15 protein-coding genes and 1 pseudogene are annotated in these 19,864 nt (G+C 69.2%); 6 read left to right on the forward strand and 10 right to left on the reverse strand.

Features of this window, described 5'->3' with window-relative positions:
• Window positions 1-18 precede the first annotated feature (18 nt).
• Window positions 19-1,362, forward strand: a complete 1,344-nt coding sequence (gene lysA / locus ACWEWT_RS04455) for a diaminopimelate decarboxylase (protein WP_452556069.1) — start codon at window positions 19-21, stop codon at window positions 1,360-1,362.
• 402 nt (window positions 1,363-1,764) lie between these two features.
• Window positions 1,765-2,586 (forward strand): PRC and DUF2382 domain-containing protein, encoded by an 822-nt coding sequence (locus ACWEWT_RS04460; protein WP_452556070.1) that lies wholly within the window; start codon window positions 1,765-1,767, stop codon window positions 2,584-2,586.
• Between the two features lie 60 nt (window positions 2,587-2,646).
• Here ACWEWT_RS04460 and ACWEWT_RS04465 read toward each other — a convergent pair whose 3' ends face one another.
• From ACWEWT_RS04465 to ACWEWT_RS04475, 3 genes and pseudogenes are all read right to left on the reverse strand, one after another.
• Window positions 2,647-3,153: a DUF4240 domain-containing protein gene (locus ACWEWT_RS04465; protein ID WP_452556072.1), complete on the reverse strand. Its 507-nt coding sequence runs from the start codon at window positions 3,151-3,153 to the stop codon at window positions 2,647-2,649.
• A 42-nt stretch (window positions 3,154-3,195) separates the two neighbouring features.
• A pseudogene (locus ACWEWT_RS04470) lies at window positions 3,196-3,486 on the reverse strand (helix-turn-helix domain-containing protein); the annotation flags it as partial.
• 104 nt (window positions 3,487-3,590) lie between these two features.
• Window positions 3,591-8,210, reverse strand: a complete 4,620-nt coding sequence (locus tag ACWEWT_RS04475) for a cation-translocating P-type ATPase (RefSeq protein ID WP_452556074.1) — start codon at window positions 8,208-8,210, stop codon at window positions 3,591-3,593.
• 315 nt (window positions 8,211-8,525) lie between these two features.
• Here ACWEWT_RS04475 and ACWEWT_RS04480 point away from each other — a divergent pair, with 315 nt between their 5' ends.
• A complete protein-coding gene (locus tag ACWEWT_RS04480) occupies window positions 8,526-10,049 on the forward strand; it encodes an SDR family oxidoreductase (RefSeq protein WP_452556076.1) in 1,524 nt (507 codons plus the stop codon).
• Between the two features lie 84 nt (window positions 10,050-10,133).
• Window positions 10,134-11,204, forward strand: coding sequence for a DNA glycosylase AlkZ-like family protein (locus ACWEWT_RS04485; RefSeq protein ID WP_452556078.1), 1,071 nt, complete (start codon window positions 10,134-10,136; stop codon window positions 11,202-11,204).
• Window positions 11,205-11,260: 56 nt separating this feature from the next.
• Here the strand turns inward: ACWEWT_RS04485 and ACWEWT_RS04490 are convergent, their stop codons facing one another.
• Entirely contained in the window at window positions 11,261-11,998 is a 738-nt protein-coding gene (locus ACWEWT_RS04490) for a sulfite exporter TauE/SafE family protein (protein ID WP_452556080.1), read from the reverse strand.
• A gap of 335 nt (window positions 11,999-12,333) precedes the next feature.
• On the opposite strand from ACWEWT_RS04490, the gene ACWEWT_RS04495 reads away from it, so the two are divergent.
• Complete coding sequence (locus tag ACWEWT_RS04495; RefSeq protein ID WP_452556082.1) at window positions 12,334-12,792, forward strand: MaoC family dehydratase; 459 nt, start codon at window positions 12,334-12,336, stop codon at window positions 12,790-12,792.
• An 18-nt stretch (window positions 12,793-12,810) separates the two neighbouring features.
• Here the strand turns inward: ACWEWT_RS04495 and ACWEWT_RS04500 are convergent, their stop codons facing one another.
• From ACWEWT_RS04500 to ACWEWT_RS04515, 4 genes are all read right to left on the reverse strand, one after another.
• On the reverse strand, window positions 12,811-13,938 hold the full coding sequence (locus ACWEWT_RS04500) for an NDMA-dependent alcohol dehydrogenase (protein ID WP_452556084.1): 1,128 nt from the start codon (window positions 13,936-13,938) through the stop codon (window positions 12,811-12,813).
• Between the two features lie 304 nt (window positions 13,939-14,242).
• A complete protein-coding gene (locus tag ACWEWT_RS04505; protein ID WP_452556086.1) occupies window positions 14,243-15,064 on the reverse strand; it encodes a mycofactocin-coupled SDR family oxidoreductase in 822 nt (273 codons plus the stop codon).
• Between the two features lie 106 nt (window positions 15,065-15,170).
• A complete protein-coding gene (locus ACWEWT_RS04510) occupies window positions 15,171-15,884 on the reverse strand; it encodes a 3'(2'),5'-bisphosphate nucleotidase CysQ (RefSeq protein WP_452556088.1) in 714 nt (237 codons plus the stop codon).
• A 123-nt stretch (window positions 15,885-16,007) separates the two neighbouring features.
• A complete protein-coding gene (locus ACWEWT_RS04515; RefSeq protein ID WP_452556089.1) occupies window positions 16,008-16,154 on the reverse strand; it encodes a DUF1059 domain-containing protein in 147 nt (48 codons plus the stop codon).
• Window positions 16,155-16,399: 245 nt separating this feature from the next.
• On the opposite strand from ACWEWT_RS04515, the gene ACWEWT_RS04520 reads away from it, so the two are divergent.
• Window positions 16,400-17,575 carry a thiolase family protein gene (locus tag ACWEWT_RS04520; RefSeq protein ID WP_452556091.1) on the forward strand — a complete coding sequence of 392 codons (1,176 nt, stop codon included), beginning with the start codon at window positions 16,400-16,402 and terminating at the stop codon, window positions 17,573-17,575.
• Here the strand turns inward: ACWEWT_RS04520 and ACWEWT_RS04525 are convergent, their stop codons facing one another.
• Entirely contained in the window at window positions 17,576-18,850 is a 1,275-nt protein-coding gene (locus tag ACWEWT_RS04525; RefSeq protein WP_452556093.1) for a cytochrome P450, read from the reverse strand.
• Window positions 18,851-18,930: 80 nt separating this feature from the next.
• Entirely contained in the window at window positions 18,931-19,650 is a 720-nt protein-coding gene (locus ACWEWT_RS04530) for a nucleotidyltransferase domain-containing protein (protein ID WP_452556095.1), read from the reverse strand.
• Window positions 19,651-19,864: the final 214 nt, after the last annotated feature.

The following is a 19,864-nucleotide window of genomic DNA, read 5'->3' on the forward strand; positions in this document are numbered from 1 at the left end:
ACACTTCAGGAGCACACCGTGACACTGCTCGATATGATCCCGTCGTTGCAACCGGCGATTCCGCCCAGGTTGAGCCCGGTGATCTGGCCGCGCGGGACCGAGTACGACAGCGAGGGGCACATCACCCTCGGCGGGGTGGCGCTCACCGAGATCGCCGACCGTTACGGGACGCCCACCTACGTGCTCGACGAAGCCGAGGTGCGGGCACGTTGCCGGGCCTACCGCAGGACTTTCCCCCGGGCCCGCGTCTACTACGCCGGCAAAGCGTTGATGATCCGGGCCGTCGCGGACTGGGTGACCGCCGAGGGCCTGTCGATCGATATCTGTTCCGGCGGTGAGCTCGCGGTGGCGTTGTCGGCGGGGGTGGACCCGAAACGGCTGATCATGCACGGGGCCGGGCGATCCTGCGACGAACTGACGGCCGCGGTCCGCTGCGGGGTCGGCCGGATCGTGCTGGACTCGCTCACCGATATCGCGTTGCTCGCCGGTTCGCCGGAACGACCCCAGCCGGTACTGCTGCGGCTCTCACCCGGTATCGATGTACACGGGCATCCCGCGGTGCGTACCGGGGTGCTGGATCAGAAGTTCGGCTTTCCGCTCGGCAGCGATACGGCGGCCGAAGCGGTGCGCCGTGTACTGGCCCGGCCCGATCTCGAGCTGGTGGGGTTGCACTGTCACCTCGGATCCCAGATCCACGATCCGGACCACTACGGCGAGGCGATCCGGCGGCTGATCGGGGAGATGGCCTGGATCCGGCGCGAACACCACCACCTGCTCACCGAACTGGATCTGGGTGGCGGTCACGCGGTCGCCTACCGTCCCGGGGACGCCGAACTGAACCTCGCCGAACTCGCCGATATCGTCGACGACGCGCTGGACGCCGCCTGCGCCCGGCACCGGTTCCCCCGTCCGGAGATCGCGCTGGAGCCCGGCCGGGCCGTCGTCGCGCGGGCCGGGGTCACGATCTATCGGGTCATGTCGATCAAACGGATCGACGGCGGTACGACCTTCGTCACCGTCGACGGCGGTATGAACGACAATATGCGGGTGGCGCTCTACGGCGCGCGGTACGAACCGGTGGTGGCCAACCGTCGCCCGCACGGGCCGTGGACGACAGCGACCGTGGCGGGACGTTACTGCGAATCGGGTGATGTACTCGCCCGCGATATCCGGTTACCGGCCGATGTCCATCCCGGCGACCTGCTGGCGGTGCCGTGTACCGGCGCCTATCACCACAGCCTCTCCGCGTCCTACAACTGCGTCGGCCGGCCGCCTGTCGTCGCCGTCCGGGACGGTCGGGCACGCGAACTCGTCCGGCGGGAGACGGCGGGCGATCTACTGGCCCGTGATATCGGTAGGTGAACCGATGCGTGGTTCGTGGTCCGGTGTCGCCGGAATCGAGATCCGCGCGGGTGCCCGGCGAGCGAACGAGGCGGCAGTCCGGAATCGCGGTCCGGGTAGCAGGAGGTTTTCGCGATCTCTCTCGGCGCGCCTGTTTGACGTACCCGGCTCGGGGTATTTGCCGGTTTGTAGCTGCCGGGTCTCCCGGGTGGAGAGCCGGGCCCGCTACCAGGTAGGTGCAGCGCGCCGCGCCCGACCCGATCCGTTCAACCGGGAGCGACGAGCACGCCGAGCGGCAACGTCGTCGGTCGAGGTCCGCTCAGTACCCGGCCACGAGCCGGAGACCGGCCGGGCCGGTCCCGGTCGCGACCGCGCAACTCGGTTCGCCGGCCACGTATCGGACGAGAATCGAGGAAGAAAGCCATGGCTCAACATGTGGAAGACTTGATCGGCGACGCAGTCTACGACCTGGGCGGCGCCAAGATCGGGAAGGTCAAACGGGTCTACGTCGACAACGCGTCCGGCGCACCGACGTGGGCATCGGTCAGCACGGGCCTGTTCAGCGAGGACTCACTCGTGCCGCTCGCCGGCGCGCAGTTGCGGCAGGATCCCGCCGAACTCCAGGTGCGGGTGCGCAAGGAAGCGGTGAAAACCGCACCGCATCTGGCACACGACGGCCTGATCACCCAGGATTCCGAGAACGACCTGTTCGTCCACTACGGTGTCGATCCCAACCGGGCCGGTTGGGAGGACTACGGCCGGCATGCCGGTACACCCACCGGTGGTGAGATGCGGGCCACCGATACGGCGAGGAGCGAGACCACCGGCACCGCGGCCCCCGGACCCACCGAGCCCGCTATGCCCGAGAAACGCAAACCGGACTTCCTCGTACGGTCGGAGGAACGGCTCAATATCGGCACCCACCAGGAAGTGTCCGGGCACGCGCGGCTGCACAAGTACGTGGTCAGCGAGGAACAGACGATCACCGTGCCGACCAGCCGCGAGGAAGTGCGGATCGAGCGTGAGCCGATCAGCGACACCTCGGCCCTGCCCGCCGACTTCGGTGAGCAGGAACAGGAGGTCACCCTGCACCGGGACCGGGTGACCGTCGAGAAGGAGATGGTTCCGGTCGAACGAGTCCGGCTGATCATCGATCAGGTCGAAGAGGACCAGACGATCACCGAAACGGTGCGTAAGGAGCGGATCGAGATCGAAGGAATGGACCGCGACGACAAGCTCCGCTGAGCGTCGCCGACCGCCGCCGGTGGGTCCGGGTTCCGGCCCGGCCCACCGGTGCGCGCGGTATCAGGACCAACCCGCCCGGTTCGTACCGCTCTCCCGCGAGATCCCCGAACCGGTTTCCGGGAAGGAGCCGAAACGCTCGTTGTGCAGGTGGGCGTAGAAGTAGCAGAACCTCTCGCATTCGGCATCGGTCACGGCCACGGCGGGATCGGCGGCGACGGCGCGGTAGAAGTCCCGCCCCATCGCCAGGATGAACCCGCGGCAGTACAGGAATCCGTCGTCGGATCCGTCGGTCACCGCCTGGATATCGGCCCGGTCGATATCGTGCAGTTTTCGTTCGGCCACCCGGTCCAGGGCGGTCAGGTCCGCGCTCGACAGATCCTCGGTGAGCGCGCGCAGCCGCAGCAGGAATACGGGTAGGTGCGGGTCGAGGGAGAAGGCGAGGTCGTCACTGTCCCTGTCGGCCAGACCCTTTCGCACGATATCGGGCTCGGCGCCCACCTGAGCCCATGCGGTATCGATCAGATCCCAGAATCGGGTTTCCTCGGCGGGTGTCACGATCTCGTTCACAGTTCCGGGACGCTAGCAGGCCGGTACGACGCGCCGACCGGATCACCCCCTGAGCCGCAGTACCGCCAGCACCCGCCGATGGTGCGTATCCGAGGGCGGCAGGTCGAGTTTCGTGAAGATGTTCCCGATATATTTCTCCACCGCGCGCTCGGAAACGCTCAGTGCTGTGGCGATCGCCTGGTTGGTGAGCCCCTGGGCCGTCGACTCGAGTACTTCGCGCTCCCGGGGCGTGAGTCGGGCCGGCGGGTCCTGGTGCCGGGACGCGCCCAGCAACCGACTCACGACCTCGGGATCGAGCGCGCTACCGCCGGTGGCGACCCGGTAGAGGACTTCTCGCCGGTGCCGCCGCATTCGAGGGAGCAGGCCACCGATCCCATGGTGGGGCGGACCTCGCCATCGGCCACAACATCTCGCGCGTAATCGGTTTCCCGGCAATCTCAGACGTACTGCGGTGTTTCCGCCGGATCCCGCTGCTCGTCCGGCGTCTCGGAAGCTGTGTCCACCGCGTTCTGCGCGGTTCCGGGCAGCAGCCGCGGCAGTACCGTCGCTCCCGTGGTCGCGGCCAGTGCCGAGGTGTTCGCGATCGTCCAGCCGACCGGACCGAGCGGAGTACAGCCGAAATACGCGCCCAGACCGGGCGTCATGACCACGACACCGAGCACCGCGCCACTGGCGGCGGTGGTGACCCACACGAGGGGACTGCGGTAACCCGCGACCAGGGTCTGACCGAGCTGGGTACCGATCAGCGCCACCAGGCCGATCGTATCGGCGCGCCGCTGGGTGCCGGTGTACCGGCCGGCCATCCAGGCCACGGCGGCACCGGTGGCGGTGGCGACCCCGCGAACCCCGATGGTGCGCAGCAGATCGGCGCCCAAGCGGGCCGGCGGGATATCGCCGAGCTGACGGGCGCGCTGCTCCACCCACTGCGGATCGTGCTCCGGCTCCGGGGTCTCCTGGTCACCGGCGAGCGCCAGGGCGAGCGCGGGGAACATATCGGTCAGAAGGTTCACCAGCAGGAACTGGCGGGTCCGGAGCGGGGCGCGACCACCGACCGCGGTGCCGAACAGGGTGAACGCCACTTCACCCGCGTTACCGCCCACCAGTACGGTCACCGCGTCCGCGACTCGCTGCCACATACTGCGACCTTCGACCAGCGCGTGCAGCAGAGCCCGCGGATCCGGTTCGGTCAGTACCAGATCGGCCGCATTGCGCGCGGCGGCCGAACCGTGCGCCGCGATCCCGATGCCGATATCGGCGGTGCGGATCGCCGCGGCGTCGTTGCTCCCGTCACCGGTCATCCCCACCACATGTCCGGTCCGCCGTAACGCGGCCACGATGCGCACCTTCTGCTCGGGGTCGACCCGGGCGAAAACGGTGCTGCGTTCGATGAGTTCGGTCTGCGCGGTGTCATCGAGTTCGTCCAGATCGGTGCCGGTGGTGACCGTCTCGACGGTGATCCCCAGCTGGCGCGCCACGGCGGCCGCCGTCACCGGATGATCGCCGGTGATCATCCGGACCCCGACTCCGTTGTCCTCCAGCGCGCGAACCAGATAGGGCGTCTGCGGGCGGGGTGTATCGGCGATGCCCAGGAACCCGAGCAGGGTCAGTCCCGCCACGGCGTCCTCGAGTTCGTCGGGTGGATCGGTGATATCGAGCCGGGCCACCACCAGCACCCGCAGCCCCTGTTCGGCGAGTTCGTGCACCGTCGCGTCGGCGCGCTCGCGTCGCCGGGCGGTGAACGAGCGATCCGAGTCGCCGGAAGACCCGCCCCGGACCCGCGTGCACCGCGGTAGTACGACCTCCGGTGCGCCCTTGACCACCAGGCGAAGTTTGTGCGCGGTCCGGCCGAGTACCGCCGCGTAGCCCCGATTGGATTCGAACGGTATCTCGTCGATCGGTTCCCAGCGGTGCGCGTCCGCGCCCAGGATCTCGCCGGCCGCGTCGAGAACGGCCCGGTCCGTGGCATGCAGGACCGGACCGTTGTCCGGATCGGGACAGGCCCGCGCGGCGGCCCGCAGCAGCCGCCGGGCGGCATCGCTGCCGGTGGTGGGCTCCCACTGGTCGTCCAGATCGGCCAGTGCGGTAAGCCGCAGCCGGCCCTCGGTGAGGGTGCCGGTCTTGTCGAAACACAGGGTGTCCACCCGGCCCAGGGCCTCGACGGCGCGATTGGCGCGGACCAGCACGCCGTATCGGGACAGCCGGCGTGCGGCGGCCAGTTGCGCCACCGTCGCGACCAGCGGCAGGCCTTCGGGTACCGCGGCTACCGCGACACCCACCCCGTCGGCGATCGCCGCCCGCAGGGTGCGGCCGCGCATACCACCGAGGGCGGTCACGATCGCACCACCGGTCAGGGTGAGCGGAAGCGCGCGATCGGTCAGGGCCCGTAACTGCGCCTGCACCCCGCCCTTCTCCGGCGGTACCGCGCCCGCGGTCGCCCGCCCGGCCTGGGTATCGGCGCCGACCGCGACGACCACCGCCACCGCCGAACCGCTCACCACGGTCGTGCCCTCGAACACCATGCAGGCGCGGTCGCCCAGGGCCGCGCCCGGAGTGGCCTCGACCTGTTTGGGTACCGTCACCGATTCGCCGGTGAGCCCGGACTCGTCCATTTCGAGATCGTCGGCGCGCAGCAGGCGGGCGTCGGCGGGCACCACTTCTCCGGCGCGTACGGCGACCACATCCCCGACCAGCAGGCTATCGGCGGGAAGTCCGGCGGTGGCGGGGTCGTCGGTATCGATATCGGCGCGGTCGATCACCCGCCCGGACAACCGTTCGCCCTCGATGAGATCGGACAGCTCGTTCTCGGCGGCCTGCCGCTGCCGCGCGGAGATCATCGCGTTGACCGTGAGTACCGAGGACAGCAGGACCGCGTCGGAAGGGGAGCCCAGGATCGCGGTAGCCGCGGCGCCGACACCCAGGATCGGAGTCAGCGGATCGGCCAGTTCCCGGCGCATATGCCCGAGGAAATCGGTCAGCGCCGCCGCCCGGGCCGCCACCGCACCGCGGGACTCCGGTTCACCGGTATCCCGATCCGGCGGCGGTACCGGTTCGGGGAGCCGGGCCAGTACCTCATGCGGTTCCAACGCGTGCCAGGGCAGCAGCGGTGCGTGCCCGGTCGACGGCTGCGTCCGGACGGCGCGCGCACCCGTCACCGCACCGTTGAACAGACCGGCGAAGTTCGCGGCGATCATCGGCGCGGTCCGCGAGCGCGCGGCAGGCGCGACCGCGAGCAGCAGGCCCGTGAGACTGCACGCCGAGAGGGCGAGCGTCCGGCCGCGTTCACCGGCCTGCCGGGCGGGACCCACCGCCCCGAGTATGCGCTGCACCTGGCCGAGGTCCCGGCACAGCACATCGGCCGACCAGGGCACGTGTATTCCGCCGCCTTCGCAGCCGATGAGGCCGACGGCCACGTCGGCGTGGTCCAATGCCTTGTGTGCGCGGGTGGCCAGGACCGCGACCACCTGCCCCTGCTCCTGGAGACGCTGGACACGATCGCTGAGCGAACCGCGGGCGGAGACGAATTCATCGGCGAGACCGCGTAGTTCGCCCGCGTCCCGGTGTGCGGCCAGCACGATGCGCAGACCCGCTCGCCGGGCAGTACCGAGCAGATCGTGGGCGCGCGGATCGAGTTCGCGTCCCACCAGCACTCGGCCGAGAACCTCGTCGCCGTCGCGGAGTTCGCGCCAGACCGGCCGGGTGGTGGCTCCCCGGTCCGGTTCTCCCGAATTCGGGTGGACGAGCCGTACCGAATCGTTGCCGCCCGCGTCGGCCTTGTCGTCGGACTCCCAGAGCAACCGTTGCGCGGTACTCCAGACCCACGCGGCCGGCCGGTCCGCGTCCGCGGTGTCCACTTCGAGCACCACCCGCCCGGCGGTGGCCAGTGACTCGCCGTCGACGACGAGTGCGGTGAGCCGGTCCAGCCGCCGCCACACCGCCGGGTGCAGAGTGAGGACACCCGTGCCGGCGAGCGCGGTCGATACGGTCGCGGCGAACACTTCGCGACCCGCGCGGGCCGCTTTCGGGGCGCCGAGCATCAGCGCGTCCGGCACATCACCGGCCCGGCCGAGTCCGGCCAGGGTCGCCGCACCCGCCAGCGACGCGGCCGCCATCTCGTCGGCGACGCGTTCCACCGGACCGCGCGGCAGCTCGGCGGGGCGGGTATAGGGCGGTAGCGGATCGTCGACCCCGAAATGTTCGGCGTCGACGATATCGGCCTCCCATTCCCGCCACTGCGCCCGGCGGGCCAGTGCCTCGGTGAGGGCGAATCCGCGTTGGACGGCGTCGGCCAGCAGATTCGTCACGCCACCGGTCGCGCCCTCACCCAGCGCCGCGCCCGCCGCGTTGGCGATGGCCAGTACGAGGTCGGCGCGGGCGCCACCCAGCCGGTCCTCCAGATGTGTCCGCAGCCGGGGCTGCGCGTCGGTGAACGCCGCGACTGCCCGCACACTGCGCATCAGGCCACGGAGCGGCGGCACCGTACCCGCGGCCGAGACCGCGATGGCGCAGAGATCGCCGGCCACTTCGATCGCCGCCGCCAGCACCGGTTCCCGATCGGCCGGGAATTCGTCCGCGCGACTCCACCCGGTATCGGCGACCTCGGATTCCTCTTCGACCTCTTCGACCGCCGCCAGCAGTTTCTCCAGATCCGCGCCGCTGGACAGTGCGGTGACAACCCGTCCGGTGACCGCGTTGACCCGCCACCATTCCACGCCGCGCAGCCGTCCGAGATGCTGGTCGAGCGAACGGGTCACTGCCGGACCCTGGCCGTTGTCCAGACCGCGTATCTCGATGGTCGCCAGATCCTCGCTGACGGCGATCCGGCGTTGCGCGCGGCGGTCGCGTGGATCGATCAGTGCGGTCAGATCGTCGCGCAGGCTGGTCGAGTGGTCCGACTCCAGGGTCGACAGGCCCGTCGTGACAGTGTCGGCGACCTTCTCCGCGGCTCGCCACGGTGCCTCGACCAGCCGGGCTCCGGTATCGACGGCACGGCTCGCGCCGGTGCGTGCCACCGTGGTCACTGTGGCGGCCGGGGCGGTCAGCAGACGAGGTGACAGCATGCTTCGCACAGAAGGGGCCATAGGCGCGCGCCTACCCGGCGCAGGCACGGGCAAACGCCTCCGCCGGCTGTTCGTGCCGCTCGGGACGCGATCGCGACCGGTTCGCGCCGGATAGATATAGATATCGACTGCGCGACGGTGTGCGGGTGCGACGGTGTCGAGCCGAATCGGCCCGGATACCGGGTCTAGCCTGCGAGGTGGTGCAGTGTCCGGATCGGCGGCAGGGCACAGCGCCGGGGCCGGACCACCGCGGTGGCGCCGAGCGTCCGGTAGCGATTCGCGTCCGGCCGTGAGCAACCTCGACCGAGGAGAGCTATGCGTTGTGTGGTGTTCGGGGCGACCGGTTATCTCGGCGGGCGTCTGGTCCCGGAGCTCCTGCGGGCGGGCCATACCGTCCGGGTCCTCGCGCGGACACCGGGCAAGCTCACCGATACACCGTGGCGCGACCGGGTCGAGATCGTGCGCGGCGATGTGACGGACGCCGGTGACGTCCGGGCGGCACTGCGGGACCAGGAGGTCCTGTACTACCTGGTGCATTCGCTGACCCGTGCGGATTTCGACACCGTGGACCGGGACGCGGCCACCATCGTCGCCCGGGAGGCCGCGGCGGCCGGGCTCGACCGGATCGTCTACCTCGGCGGTATCGCGCCCGCGGGGCAGGAACTGTCCCGTCATCTGTCCTCGCGCGCCGAGGTCGGCCGGATATTGCTCGACGGTGCCGTCCCCGCCCTGGTCTTCCAGGCGGCGGTGGTGATCGGGTCGGGTTCGGCGAGTTTCGAGATGCTGCGCTATCTCACCGAACGTCTGCCCGCGATGGTGACTCCCCGCTGGGTGCGTTCCCGGATCCAGCCGATCGCCGTGCGCGATGTGCTGTACTACCTGACCCGCGCCGCGGAACTTCCGCCGGCGATCCGCGGCGCCTTCGATATCGGGGGCCCCGATGTTCTCACCTATGAACAGATGATGCGGGTATATGCCGAGGTGGCCGGCCTGCCCCGGCGGGTGATCGTGCCGGTCCCGGTGCTGACACCCTGGCTGTCGGCGCAGTGGGTGAACCTGGTGACTCCGGTGCCCCGGGCGATCGCTGTTCCGCTGATGGAATCGCTGGTCAACGATGTCGTCTGCGGTGAGCACGAGATCGCAGAGCATATTCCCGACCCGGAGGAGGGACTCACCGGGGTCCGGCGGGCGGTGGAACTCGCGTTGACCAGGATCCGGAATCTGGATGTTCCGACCCGCTGGTCCGATGCCGGCCCCGCTCCCGCCGAGCCGTTGCCCACCGATCCGGAATGGTCCGGCGGCTCGCTCTACCAGGACGTGCGGGAACGTCCGACCACCGCCGACCCGGCGGCGCTGTGGGCGGTGATCGAGGCGATCGGCGGCGAGAACGGCTGGTATTCGTTCCCGCTGGCCTGGTCGCTGCGCGGCTGGCTGGACCGGCTCGCCGGCGGCGCCGGGCTGCGCCGCGGCCGCCGTGATCCGCATCGGTTGCACGAGGGCGAAGCGCTGGACTGGTGGCGGGTGGAACGGATAGAACGACCCGGTCTGCTGCGGCTGCGCGCGGAGATGCGGGTTCCGGGACGTGCCTGGCTCGAACTGGAGGCGCGGCCCGGGAACGGCGACACCGGCGCGATATACCGGCAGCGCGCGATGTTCGAACCGCACGGGCTGGCCGGACATCTGTACTGGAAGTCGATCGCACCGTTCCACGCGCTGATATTCGGCGGGATGACCCGCAATATCACGGGCGCCGCGGAGAGTATCGACGGCGGCGGCAGTGGCCCCACACGCACCGGTCCGCTGGGGCGCATACCCCGGCCGGGCCGGACCCGGCACTGAATTCCGGCCGCGCACACGCGGTCGGCGAGTCGGACGCCCGCCGGGCGCATCCCGGTGTCGGAGGCCACCGCTACCCTCACCTCCATGTCGCTGGCATGGTTGCGTTCCAACGCCGTCGCCTGGGCACTGCCACGCAGCCCGGGTTCGCTCGCCGAGGCCCTGGCCGAACTGGAGTTCGTCCAGGCCGACCCCATTCGCTCACCCGCGCGGGCGCAGGATCTCATCCTGCGGCACCGGGTGCGCGGATACCGGGCCGGGGATCTCGATCGCGGTTACCGCGCACTCGGCCTCGACGAGGATTTCGTCTATGCCTACGGCTACACCGTGAACCGGCTGCGCCCCTACCTGCATCCCCGCCGCCACCCGCGCGGTACCGGCGGCGAGTTCCCGCACGACACACGGTCGGTGGAAATACTGGATTTCGTCCGCGAACGTGGCGTCGTGCATCCGCGCGACCTGCAGGCGCATTTCGGGCACCGCGGTGTGGTCAACGCCTGGGGCGGGACATCCTCGGCCACCACCGTCGCACTCGACGAGATGCACCGATACGGATTGTTACGGGTGGCCGACCGTATCTCCGGCATCAGGCGATACGAAATCACGAATCCCCCGGAGACCGTGCTCGACCCGGACGACCGCAGGCGCGCGCTGGTACTGCGGGTGGCCCGGACCTTGGCCCCCGCAACGGAATCGACGCTGGCGGCGACGGTCAACCGCGTCGTTCGTTCCCTCGGGGGCGCGACCGGTTCGGCGACGATCCGCGAACTCCTCGCGACGGGCGAACTGTCCGCCGAGACCGTCGACGGCGTGCGCTATCTCTGGCCGTCCGATCTGATACCCACCGATCGCCCACCGCAGTCGCGGGTCCGATTCCTGGCACCGTTCGACCCCCTCGTCTGGGACCGCAAACGTTTCGGCCTGCTCTGGGGCTGGGACTACCGATTCGAGGCCTACACCCCGGTGACCAAGCGGGTTCGCGGTTACTACGCGATGCCCATGCTGTGGCGCGACCGGGTGATCGGCTGGGCCAATTGCGCGGGACCGGGTAGCGGTGTCGAGGTGGGATATGTGGACGGCGCCCCGCGGGGCCGCGCGTTCACGATTGCGCTCGACGCGGAGATCCAACGGCTGCAGACTTTCCTCGGCCCGGTGTGATCCACCGGGGAGTGCCCCGGCCCAGACGGGTTTCCCGGCGATCGGCTCGCGGCCGGTCAGCTGATCGCCAGGTACCCGGCGAGCCCGAACCCGCACAGTGCGACTCCGATGCGCATGGCGGCCGGGGGTAGGCGGGCCACCAGTGGTGGCCCGTACCAGCCGCCGGCGAAAGCGCCCAGTCCCATGGCCGCCGCAGCGACCCAGTGGACCGGGCCGAACACCGCGAACCCTATCGCCGCGACGAGGTTGGCGACACCGGTCAGTACGCTTTTGAGCACACTGGCCCGCCAGATCGTCTCCGAGGTGCATACGAGGATCAGTGCCAGGAACATGACACCGACTCCGGCGCCGAAGTAGCCGCCGTACAGGGCCACGACGGCGGTGGCGAGCGGGTACAGCCGGGGGAAACTCCGTCCGCCGGCGAGTTCGCGCAGTTTGGGTTGTAGCAGCAGGCTCGCCGCGGCCGCGGCGATCAGGAACGGCACGACCGCGGCGAATACCTCCGCCGAGGTGGTCAGGAGCAGTGCCGCCCCGCCCAGGCCGCCCAGGGCGGCGGCACCGGCGTGCAGGAGAAGTGATCGGGAATCGTCGTTGACCGCCGCGCCCGCTTTCGCGGTGGAGCCGACGCCGACCGCGACCATGGCCACGGTATTGGTCACATTCGCCGATACCGGGGGTAGGCCGGCGGCGAGGAGGGCCGGATACGAGATCAGTGATGCCATACCGGTGACGTAACCGACCAGTCCGGCGAAGAAGCCGGCGACCGTGACCAGGCAGAAGGTGAGCACGGTCAAGGTCGGATCTCCTGGGTGGTACGGAAGCCGGCGGGCTGCGCCGCCGCGGAGGGAGTGGACCCCCGGCCTCCGCCGGGGCGGCCGGGCTGTCGCGGCGTCGTTGCCGGATCGTGCCGAGGACGATCTGCCGCAGCATAACGGTCGTACGGATTGCTATGTCGAGCGGCTCGGGCCGGGCGTCGTCCGTCATCGGTGGCCCTTCGGTTCCCGGCTCCCATTTGCGACGAATTGTAAATATGTCTCAATAGGGGTTGAACTCGGACCCGAAGTGCGGAATACCTATAGGGGAGTAGGCGATGTCGCGACGGCGCGGCACGGACCGGAGGAGACACACTGTGCGCATATTCACCGGCAAGGACGAGGTACTCGCCGCGGTGGGAGAGACGCTGGGTACGAGTGGCTGGATCGAGGTCACCCAGCAGATGGTCGACCAGTTCGCCGAGGCCACCGGAGACCATCAGTGGATTCATGTCGATCCGGAACGCGCGAAACGGGAGAGCCCGTTCGGTGGGCCCATCGCGCACGGATATCTGACGCTGTCCCTGCTGCCGCAGCTCGGTTCGCAGATCTTCGGCTTCGACAACGCCAAACTGGGTATCAACTACGGTTCGAACAAGGTCCGGTTCCCGAGCCCGGTCCCCGTCGGCGCGAAGGTACGGTCGACGGCGGTGCTGGTCGATGCGAGCGAGGTCGCCGGCGGGGCGCTGCAACTGGTCGTGCAGCACACCGTGGAGATCGACGGCGGGGCGAAACCGGCGCTGATCGCGGAAGCGGTGAGCCGGGTCGTGTTCTGACCCGGCCCCACGCGATCGTCAGCGATCCGCGTCGGTGAAGCGGATGACACCGCGGATATTGCGGCCCTCGAGCATATCGGCGACGCCCTCGTTGATCTGCTCGAGGGAGTACTCGCGGGTGACCATATCGCCGAGTCCGAGATCGCCGAGTTTGTAGAGCGCCAGCACTTCCGGAATGAGCAGCTGGGGATTGCCGCCGCCGAACAGCGTGCCGCACAGGCTCTTCTGCTGGAAGGTCAGCGCGGACAGGTTCATCCGCGGGTTGGTATCCGCGGCGTCGCCGGTGGCGGCGAGGACGCAACTACCGCCCTTGGCCGTGATCCGCATCCATTTGGCGAGGTCGTGGCCGTCGCAGCGCCCCACCGCCACGATCACCGTGCGACACATCTGTCCCCCGGTCACCTCCTCGATACCGCCGATGGCCCGGTCGATATCGGAATAGGTGTGGGTGGCACCGAATTTCGCGGCCTGGGTGCATTTGGCTTCGACCGGATCGACCGCGAAGATCCGGCGGGCTCCGGAGATGACCGCGGCCTGTACCGCGGCGCTGCCGACCGCGCCCGCTCCGATGACCGCGACATCCTCGCCGGGCCGCACCGTGGCTGTATTGACCACGGCGCCGTATCCAGTGGTCACACTGCAGCTGGCGAGGCAGGCGATATCGAAGGGGATCGACGGATCGATCTTGACCACCGAGCTCTTGTGTACCACCGCGTACGGTGCGAACGCGCCGATCAAGGAGGTGGGGTGGACATTGCGGGCACGGGCGCGGATCCGGAAGGTGCCGTCGGAGACCGCACCCCGGGTGAGTAGGTCCTGGCCTCGATCGCACAGGTTGTGGTGACCGGATAGGCAGGATTGGCACATCCCGCAGGCCGGGATGAAGGAGAAGACCACATGGTCGCCCACCTGTAGCTGGTCCACGCCGCCGCCGACCTCGACGATCACGCCGGCGCCCTCGTGCCCGCCCAGGATCGGGAATTCGGCGGTGGGTACATCGCCGCTGGCCAGACGCTGATCGAACTGGCAGAGACCGGCGGTCTCGACCCGGACTTTCACCTCGCCGTACTGGGGGTCGCCGATCTCGATCTCCTCGACCGACCACGGCTGCGCGTAATCCCAGATCAAAGCACCCTTGGATTTCATCGGCTTCCCTTACTGTCGTGGCGGTATCGCGTGTCGATTCGCGGCAGTACCCAGGTTGCCTGATAATGGCGTTCTCGGAAAGTGTTATATCGAATTTTCCTGCGCAGTCCCTCGCCGGGGCCCGCGCTTGCGAGATCGGTGCCACGGAGCCGATCGTGGCGTGACGGGCAGTGGAGTCGACCGGCTGCGTTGGCGGCCGATGCCCGTGCGCCGCGGCGGCCGCGAGCGGGTGGAGGTAGTGCAGTCACGGCCCCACCCCCGCATCGGTGACACCGACACGGGCGGCGGACCGGGACCGCGTGGTTCAGTACTGGGCCGCGCCCAGGTCGACCGAGATACTGGTCGCGGTGACGAACCGCGATTCGTCGCTCGCCAGCCAGCACACCGCATCGGAGATGTCCTCCGGCTGCGCGATACCCTCCGGTAGCAGCGGGGTGTTCATGCGGGCCAGCGTTTCGTTGGTCTGCGCGGCCCGGACCAGCGCGCCGACCATATCGCCGGAACCCATCGGGGTGGCGACCGGTCCGGGGGCGACGCTGTTGACGCGGATCGAGTGCCTACCCAGTTCGGCGGCCAAGGCCCGGGCCATCCCGGTGACGGCGTGCTTACTGGCTGTGTAGTGCACCATGAACGGCTGCATCGCCACGCCCGACGCGGAACTGATCAGGATGATCGAACCGCCGCGACCGCCTTCGATGATCTGGTGCGCGCCCGCGGTCACGGTGTTCCAGGTGCCGGTCACGTTGGTATCGAGGACCGCCCGGAACGACTCCTCGGTGATGGCGTCCCACGGTTCGGGAATGCAGATCCCGGCATTGGCGACGATGACGTCGAGCCGGCCGAACGCGGCGACGCCCTCGTCCACGGCGGCGCGCAGGGCCTGCAGATCGCGGGTATCCGCTACGGTGGCGACGATTTTTCGCCCGGTCTCCTCGACCAGGCGGACGGTCTCGTCGAGATCGGCGGGTGTCGCGGCGTCGTAGGGGACCGCCGGCGGCAGCGGACCGGCCAGGTCCACCGCGATGATATCGGCGCCCTCCGCCGCGAGTCGTACCGCGTGGGCCCGTCCCTGGCCCCGCGCCGCGCCGGTGACGAAAGCTACTCGCCCGGATAGTCGACCGCTCACTTGCCATTCTCCTGTCGTTGCGGACACATCCGACCATTGTGTGCCGATCCGGGCGGAGTGCGCACGGACCCGTGGACGCGGCGGGTGGCCGAACCCGGCCGGTCCACTATTCCGACAGGGCCTTCAAGGCGATTTCGGCCAGCTCCGGCCGGCAGATGAGCAGATCGGGGAGATACGGGTCGGGCCGGTTGTAGACCAGCGGACTCCCGTCGAGGCGGGAGACGTGTAACCCGGCGGCGGCCGCCACCGCGACCGGTGCACAGGAATCCCATTCGTACTGCCCACCCGAATGAGCGTAGATATCGGCGATCCCCCGGACCACGGCCATGGCCTTGGCGCCCGCCGAACCCATGGGCACCTCGGTGGCGCCGAGCCGGGCCACCAGCCGCCGGACTTCGAACGACGGTCGGCTGCGCGACAGCACCACCCGGACGGTTCCGGGCGGGGGCGGTGGCGGGAGTACCGGTGGCTGTCCGGTATGGAGCACCAGATCCTGGGCCGGGAGAGCGACCGCTCCCGCGGCGGGCTTCCCGTCGACCGCGAGCGCGACGTGCACCGCCCAGTCCGCGCGCGCCGGTTCACCGTATTCCCGGGTCCCGTCGAGCGGATCGACGATCCATACCCGGGAGCGGTGGACGCGATCGCCGTCGTCGGGGGATTCCTCGGAGAGCACGGCGTCCGCCGGGCGTTCCCGGGCCAGTCGTTCGAGCAGGAACTTGTCGGATCTCCGGTCGCCGACCGCGCCGCCGAGTTGCCGGATGCCGAGGAGTAGTTCGCCGGCTTCGCCGGCCAGGGTCGCGGCGAGAGTGTGGTCGTCCATCTGGATCCTTCCCGGCGAACGATGCCGCCCAGATCCATATACCACGGTGCGTCCGAGGTACCCGGCGCGCGGTGTCGGTGAACGGCCCGGTGTCACCGGCCCGCCACGGGCCGGTGCGGCGGGTCAGTACGCGATGAACAGGATCTCGTCGCGGCTGTAATCGTGCCCGGGATGGTTCTCGGTGAGATGTTTGCGCACGATGTCGACCAGTTCGTCCTCGTTCGTCCCGGTGAGATGTTCGCCGCACGGGCAGTTGAGCCTGGTTTTCATCGGAATTCCTTTCGTAGCGTGGAACGATCGGGAACAGCGTACGTCCCCGGGCTCCGGCGCGGCGGCTATCGGGGCCGCGGTACGGGTGACGGGGCTTCCGTCGCACAGACTCATCCGGAATTCTGTGCGGTTCGGACCCATGCCGGCGGCCGCTGTGCAACGCTGTGCGATGTACACAGTAAAGCGACGGCCGGTGGCGGATTCCGCTGCCCGGCCGGCGGCGCGTGCCAGCAGAGGTGGAGAACATGGGAACACCGGTAATCGTCGGCGCGGCCCGGACCGCGATCGGGCGATCCTTCAAGGGAACGCTCACCAATGTCCCGACCGAGGTTCTCGCCACGACGGTCCTACCCGAGGTGGTCCGCCGATCCGGGGTGTCCCCGGAGCTGATCGACGATGTGATCTTCGCCGAATCCCATTACGGCGGGGGTGATATCGCGCGGTACGCGGCGGTCGCCGCGGGCCTGGAGAATGTGCCCGGACAGGCCGTGAACCGGCATTGCGCGGGCAGCCTCACCGCGCTCGGTAACGCCGCCGCGCAGGTGGGTTCCGGGATGGAACGGGTGGTGGTGGCCGGGGGCGTCCAGTCGCTGTCCACCAACCCGATCATGAAGTGGCGGGTACCCGGCCCCGAACTCGCCTTCACCGAAGGCTGGATGCCGCCCATCAATCCCGAGACCCCGGACGCGCCGGCCGGGGATATGTCCATCACCGTCGGCTGGAACACCGCGCAGGCGGTAGGGATCACCCGGGCCGAAATGGATGCCTGGGCAGTGCGTTCACATCAGCGCGCGGTCGCGGCCATCGACGCCGGGAAGTTCCTCGACGAGATCGTGCCGATGAAGGTGACGCTGCCCGACGGTACGGTCGCCGATTTCGCGGTGGACGAATTCCCGCGCCGCGATACGACTCTGGCACGCCTCGCGGAGCTCCCGGTGCTCCACCCGGAGATCGAGGGCTTTTCGATCACTGCCGGCAACAGCAGCGGTATCAACGACGCGGCTGCCGCGGTGGTGGTCTCCGACGCCGTCTTCGCCGCCGCCGAAGGTCTCACCGTGCTGGGGTCGGTGCGCGCCTGGGCGAGTTCGGCGGTGGCGCCGCGCGATACCGGCCTGGGCGCGGTGGCGGTGATCGGCAAGGTGCTGCGGCGCGCCGGGCTGGAACCCGCCGATATCGCGCTGTGGGAGATCAACGAGGCGTTCGCGTCGGTGCCGATCGCCGCCTGCCGGGAATACGATCTGGACGAGGAACTGGTCAACTTCTCCGGAAGCGGTTGCAGCCTCGGCCATCCCATCGCCGCTTCCGGAGCGCGGATGGTCACCACGCTGCTCTACGAATTGCGCCGGCGCGGCGGCGGTATCGGTGTGGCCGCCATGTGCGCCGGCGGTGGCCAGGGCGGCGCGGTGGTACTCGAGGTCTGATCAGGCCCGGCGAACCGGCATCCGTTTGATGCCGTGCACGAAATCGCTGTGTACGTACTCCGGTTCGCCGAGCACCACCTCGGGCATCCGGGTGAGCAGTTCGTGGAAGAGCAGGCGCAGTTGCATTCGGGCCAGCCAGGCACCCAGACAGAAATGCGCGCCGCCGCCCCCGAAACTCGAGTGCGGGTTCGGGCCACGGGTGAGGTCGAAAATATGCGGTGCGTCGAGTGCGGTCTCGTCGCGGTTGGCCGAACAGTAGAACAGCACCAGCTTCTCGCCCGCCCGTACCGTGGTGCCGGCGACCTCGGTATCGGTCACCGCGTGCCGGGCGAAATGCAGTACCGGCGTCGTCCACCGCACGAATTCCTCCACGGCGCCGCCGATCCGGGCGTCGAAGTCCTCCAGCAGCCACTCTCGTTGCGCGGGATGGTCCACCAGCGCCTTGAATCCGTGCGAGGTGGTCTGCTTGGTGGTGTCGTTACCCGCCGAAGCGAGTAGCACCATGAAAGCGCCTATCTCGTCGTCGTCGAGCCGGTGACCGTCCACCTCGGCCGCCACGATCGCGGACATGAGATCGTCGCGCGGTTCGCGGCGCCGGCGCGCGGCGAGTTCGGTGCCGGCGCCGTGCAGGATGCCGAACTGGGTCATGAAGAACGACGCACGCTCTTCGAGGCTCGCGTATTCCTCGTCGCTGGAACTGAACATCGCCTCGGCAGCGTAGGCCACGGCCTCCCGGTCGGCGCCCTCGATACCGATCATGTCCGATACGGTGCGCATGGGAAGTTTCCGGGAAAGGCTGTCCACCAGGTCCACCGATCGTCCCGTCGCCAGCTCGGCGAGGAACTCGTCCACGATCTCCGCGGCGTTGGCGCCGATCTGGGACTCGATACGCCGCACCTGTTTCGGCGTGAACGCCGAACTGATGAGGCGCCGGTACCGCGTGTGCTGCGGCGGATCCATCGTGAGGAAGAAGCTGGTGGGGCGCTGCAACTCCACCGGCATCGGGTCCATGCTGATACCGCGGGCCGAGGTGAAGAGCTCGGGATGACGGCTGATGTAGGCGATATCGCGATGCCGGGTCACCGCCCAGAATCCCGGCTCCTCATGGGGGAACAGGGCGGGGGCGGGCGCGTGCCAGCTGAGTCCGGGTTCGGCGCGCAATCGGGCGAACACTTCCTCGCGGGCCCGGAAATCCCGGGCCCAGAAGGCCGGTGCGGAGATATCGAGCCGGTGGAAGCGGCGGGCAGTGGCCGGGGCGCTGTCGGCAGGGTTCATGAGCGGCTCCGAGCTCGGCAAACCAGGGGTACCGCACGCGGTGCAGGCCGCGGAGACGAGCGCGCGCCGGTAGAAACACTCTAGAGCGCGCGACTGTCCCCGGCGGCTGCTTCCGGCGAATCGAGATGAGCCCGGCGGACCCGCCGCAGGAGATCGTCCAGCGGTGCCTCGTCGGGAGCGGCGGGCAATACGCAGACGGCTTCGTCGAAACGGGCACTGTATTCGGCCAGTAGCGCGCGTACCGCCGTGGCGTCGGGGTCGGCGCCGACCGACCGGCCGAAGGCGTGATACCGGTCCGGGTCGGGCACCCGGATGGGAAGCCGGCCGGTGGTGTACAGCTCGTACCCCTGCCACAGCAACCGCAGGGTGTGCCGGGCGTGCTTCTCGCGCCGGGCCTGCCGGTCCGCTCCGGACGGCCCGCGCATCAGCCGCTCTGCCTGACTGGTGGCATAGCCGTAGAACGCGTCGCGTACCCGGGCCGCGGAGAGGAAGCAGCTGCGCAGCGCCACCAGTTCGCGGCCGAAATCCGAAGCGGCGGTGTACTCGTCGAGCCAGAGGATCTCGGTGGCGGTCGGGTTGCAGGACAGCATCAGCCGCATCGCCTTGCCGATTTCGTGATAGGTCGCGTCCGCTCCGGCGCGGCCCTGCCGGGTCTGCTTCGCCGGGGGGTGCAATCCGAGCAGGTTGTGCGTGGGTTCGACATAGATTCCGGCATAGTCGGTATCACTGGCCGGACCGGCGAGGCCGTAGGCCCGGGAACCGACGACGCCCTCCAGCAGCAGTTGTGGTGAGCCGTGCATGCGGCGCTCCTCCCCGGTCGTCTTTCGCGCCGGTTCATGATGAGCGACGCGACGGCCGGACTCCAGCGAATTTTTTCCGATCGCCCACAGCGAAACTTATCGTTTCGAGATCTTTGTCGACGAATCTGTTCCCGGAGCGATTAATTCGTCGCATTGTGGTCGTCGTATGTGTCGAGCCTCACTTGTCGATATCGCGCCGTATCAGACCGGATAG

This window comes from Nocardia sp. NPDC003963 (assembly GCF_053605105.1).

Excerpts from the sequence above, each read along its gene's own strand:
- ACWEWT_RS04460 (WP_452556070.1), top strand. The coding sequence starts at position 1,765 with ATGGCTCAACATGTGGAAGACTTGATCGGCGACGCAGTCTACGACCTG.
- ACWEWT_RS04475 (WP_452556074.1), bottom strand. The coding sequence starts at position 8,210 with ATGCTGTCACCTCGTCTGCTGACCGCCCCGGCCGCCACAGTGACCACG.
- ACWEWT_RS04480 (WP_452556076.1), top strand. The coding sequence starts at position 8,526 with ATGCGTTGTGTGGTGTTCGGGGCGACCGGTTATCTCGGCGGGCGTCTG.
- ACWEWT_RS04485 (WP_452556078.1), top strand. The coding sequence starts at position 10,134 with ATGTCGCTGGCATGGTTGCGTTCCAACGCCGTCGCCTGGGCACTGCCA.
- ACWEWT_RS04500 (WP_452556084.1), bottom strand. The coding sequence starts at position 13,938 with ATGAAATCCAAGGGTGCTTTGATCTGGGATTACGCGCAGCCGTGGTCG.
- ACWEWT_RS04510 (WP_452556088.1), bottom strand. The coding sequence starts at position 15,884 with ATGGACGACCACACTCTCGCCGCGACCCTGGCCGGCGAAGCCGGCGAA.
- ACWEWT_RS04515 (WP_452556089.1), bottom strand. The coding sequence starts at position 16,154 with ATGAAAACCAGGCTCAACTGCCCGTGCGGCGAACATCTCACCGGGACG.
- ACWEWT_RS04520 (WP_452556091.1), top strand. The coding sequence starts at position 16,400 with ATGGGAACACCGGTAATCGTCGGCGCGGCCCGGACCGCGATCGGGCGA.
- ACWEWT_RS04525 (WP_452556093.1), bottom strand. The coding sequence starts at position 18,850 with ATGAACCCTGCCGACAGCGCCCCGGCCACTGCCCGCCGCTTCCACCGG.
- ACWEWT_RS04530 (WP_452556095.1), bottom strand. The coding sequence starts at position 19,650 with ATGCACGGCTCACCACAACTGCTGCTGGAGGGCGTCGTCGGTTCCCGG.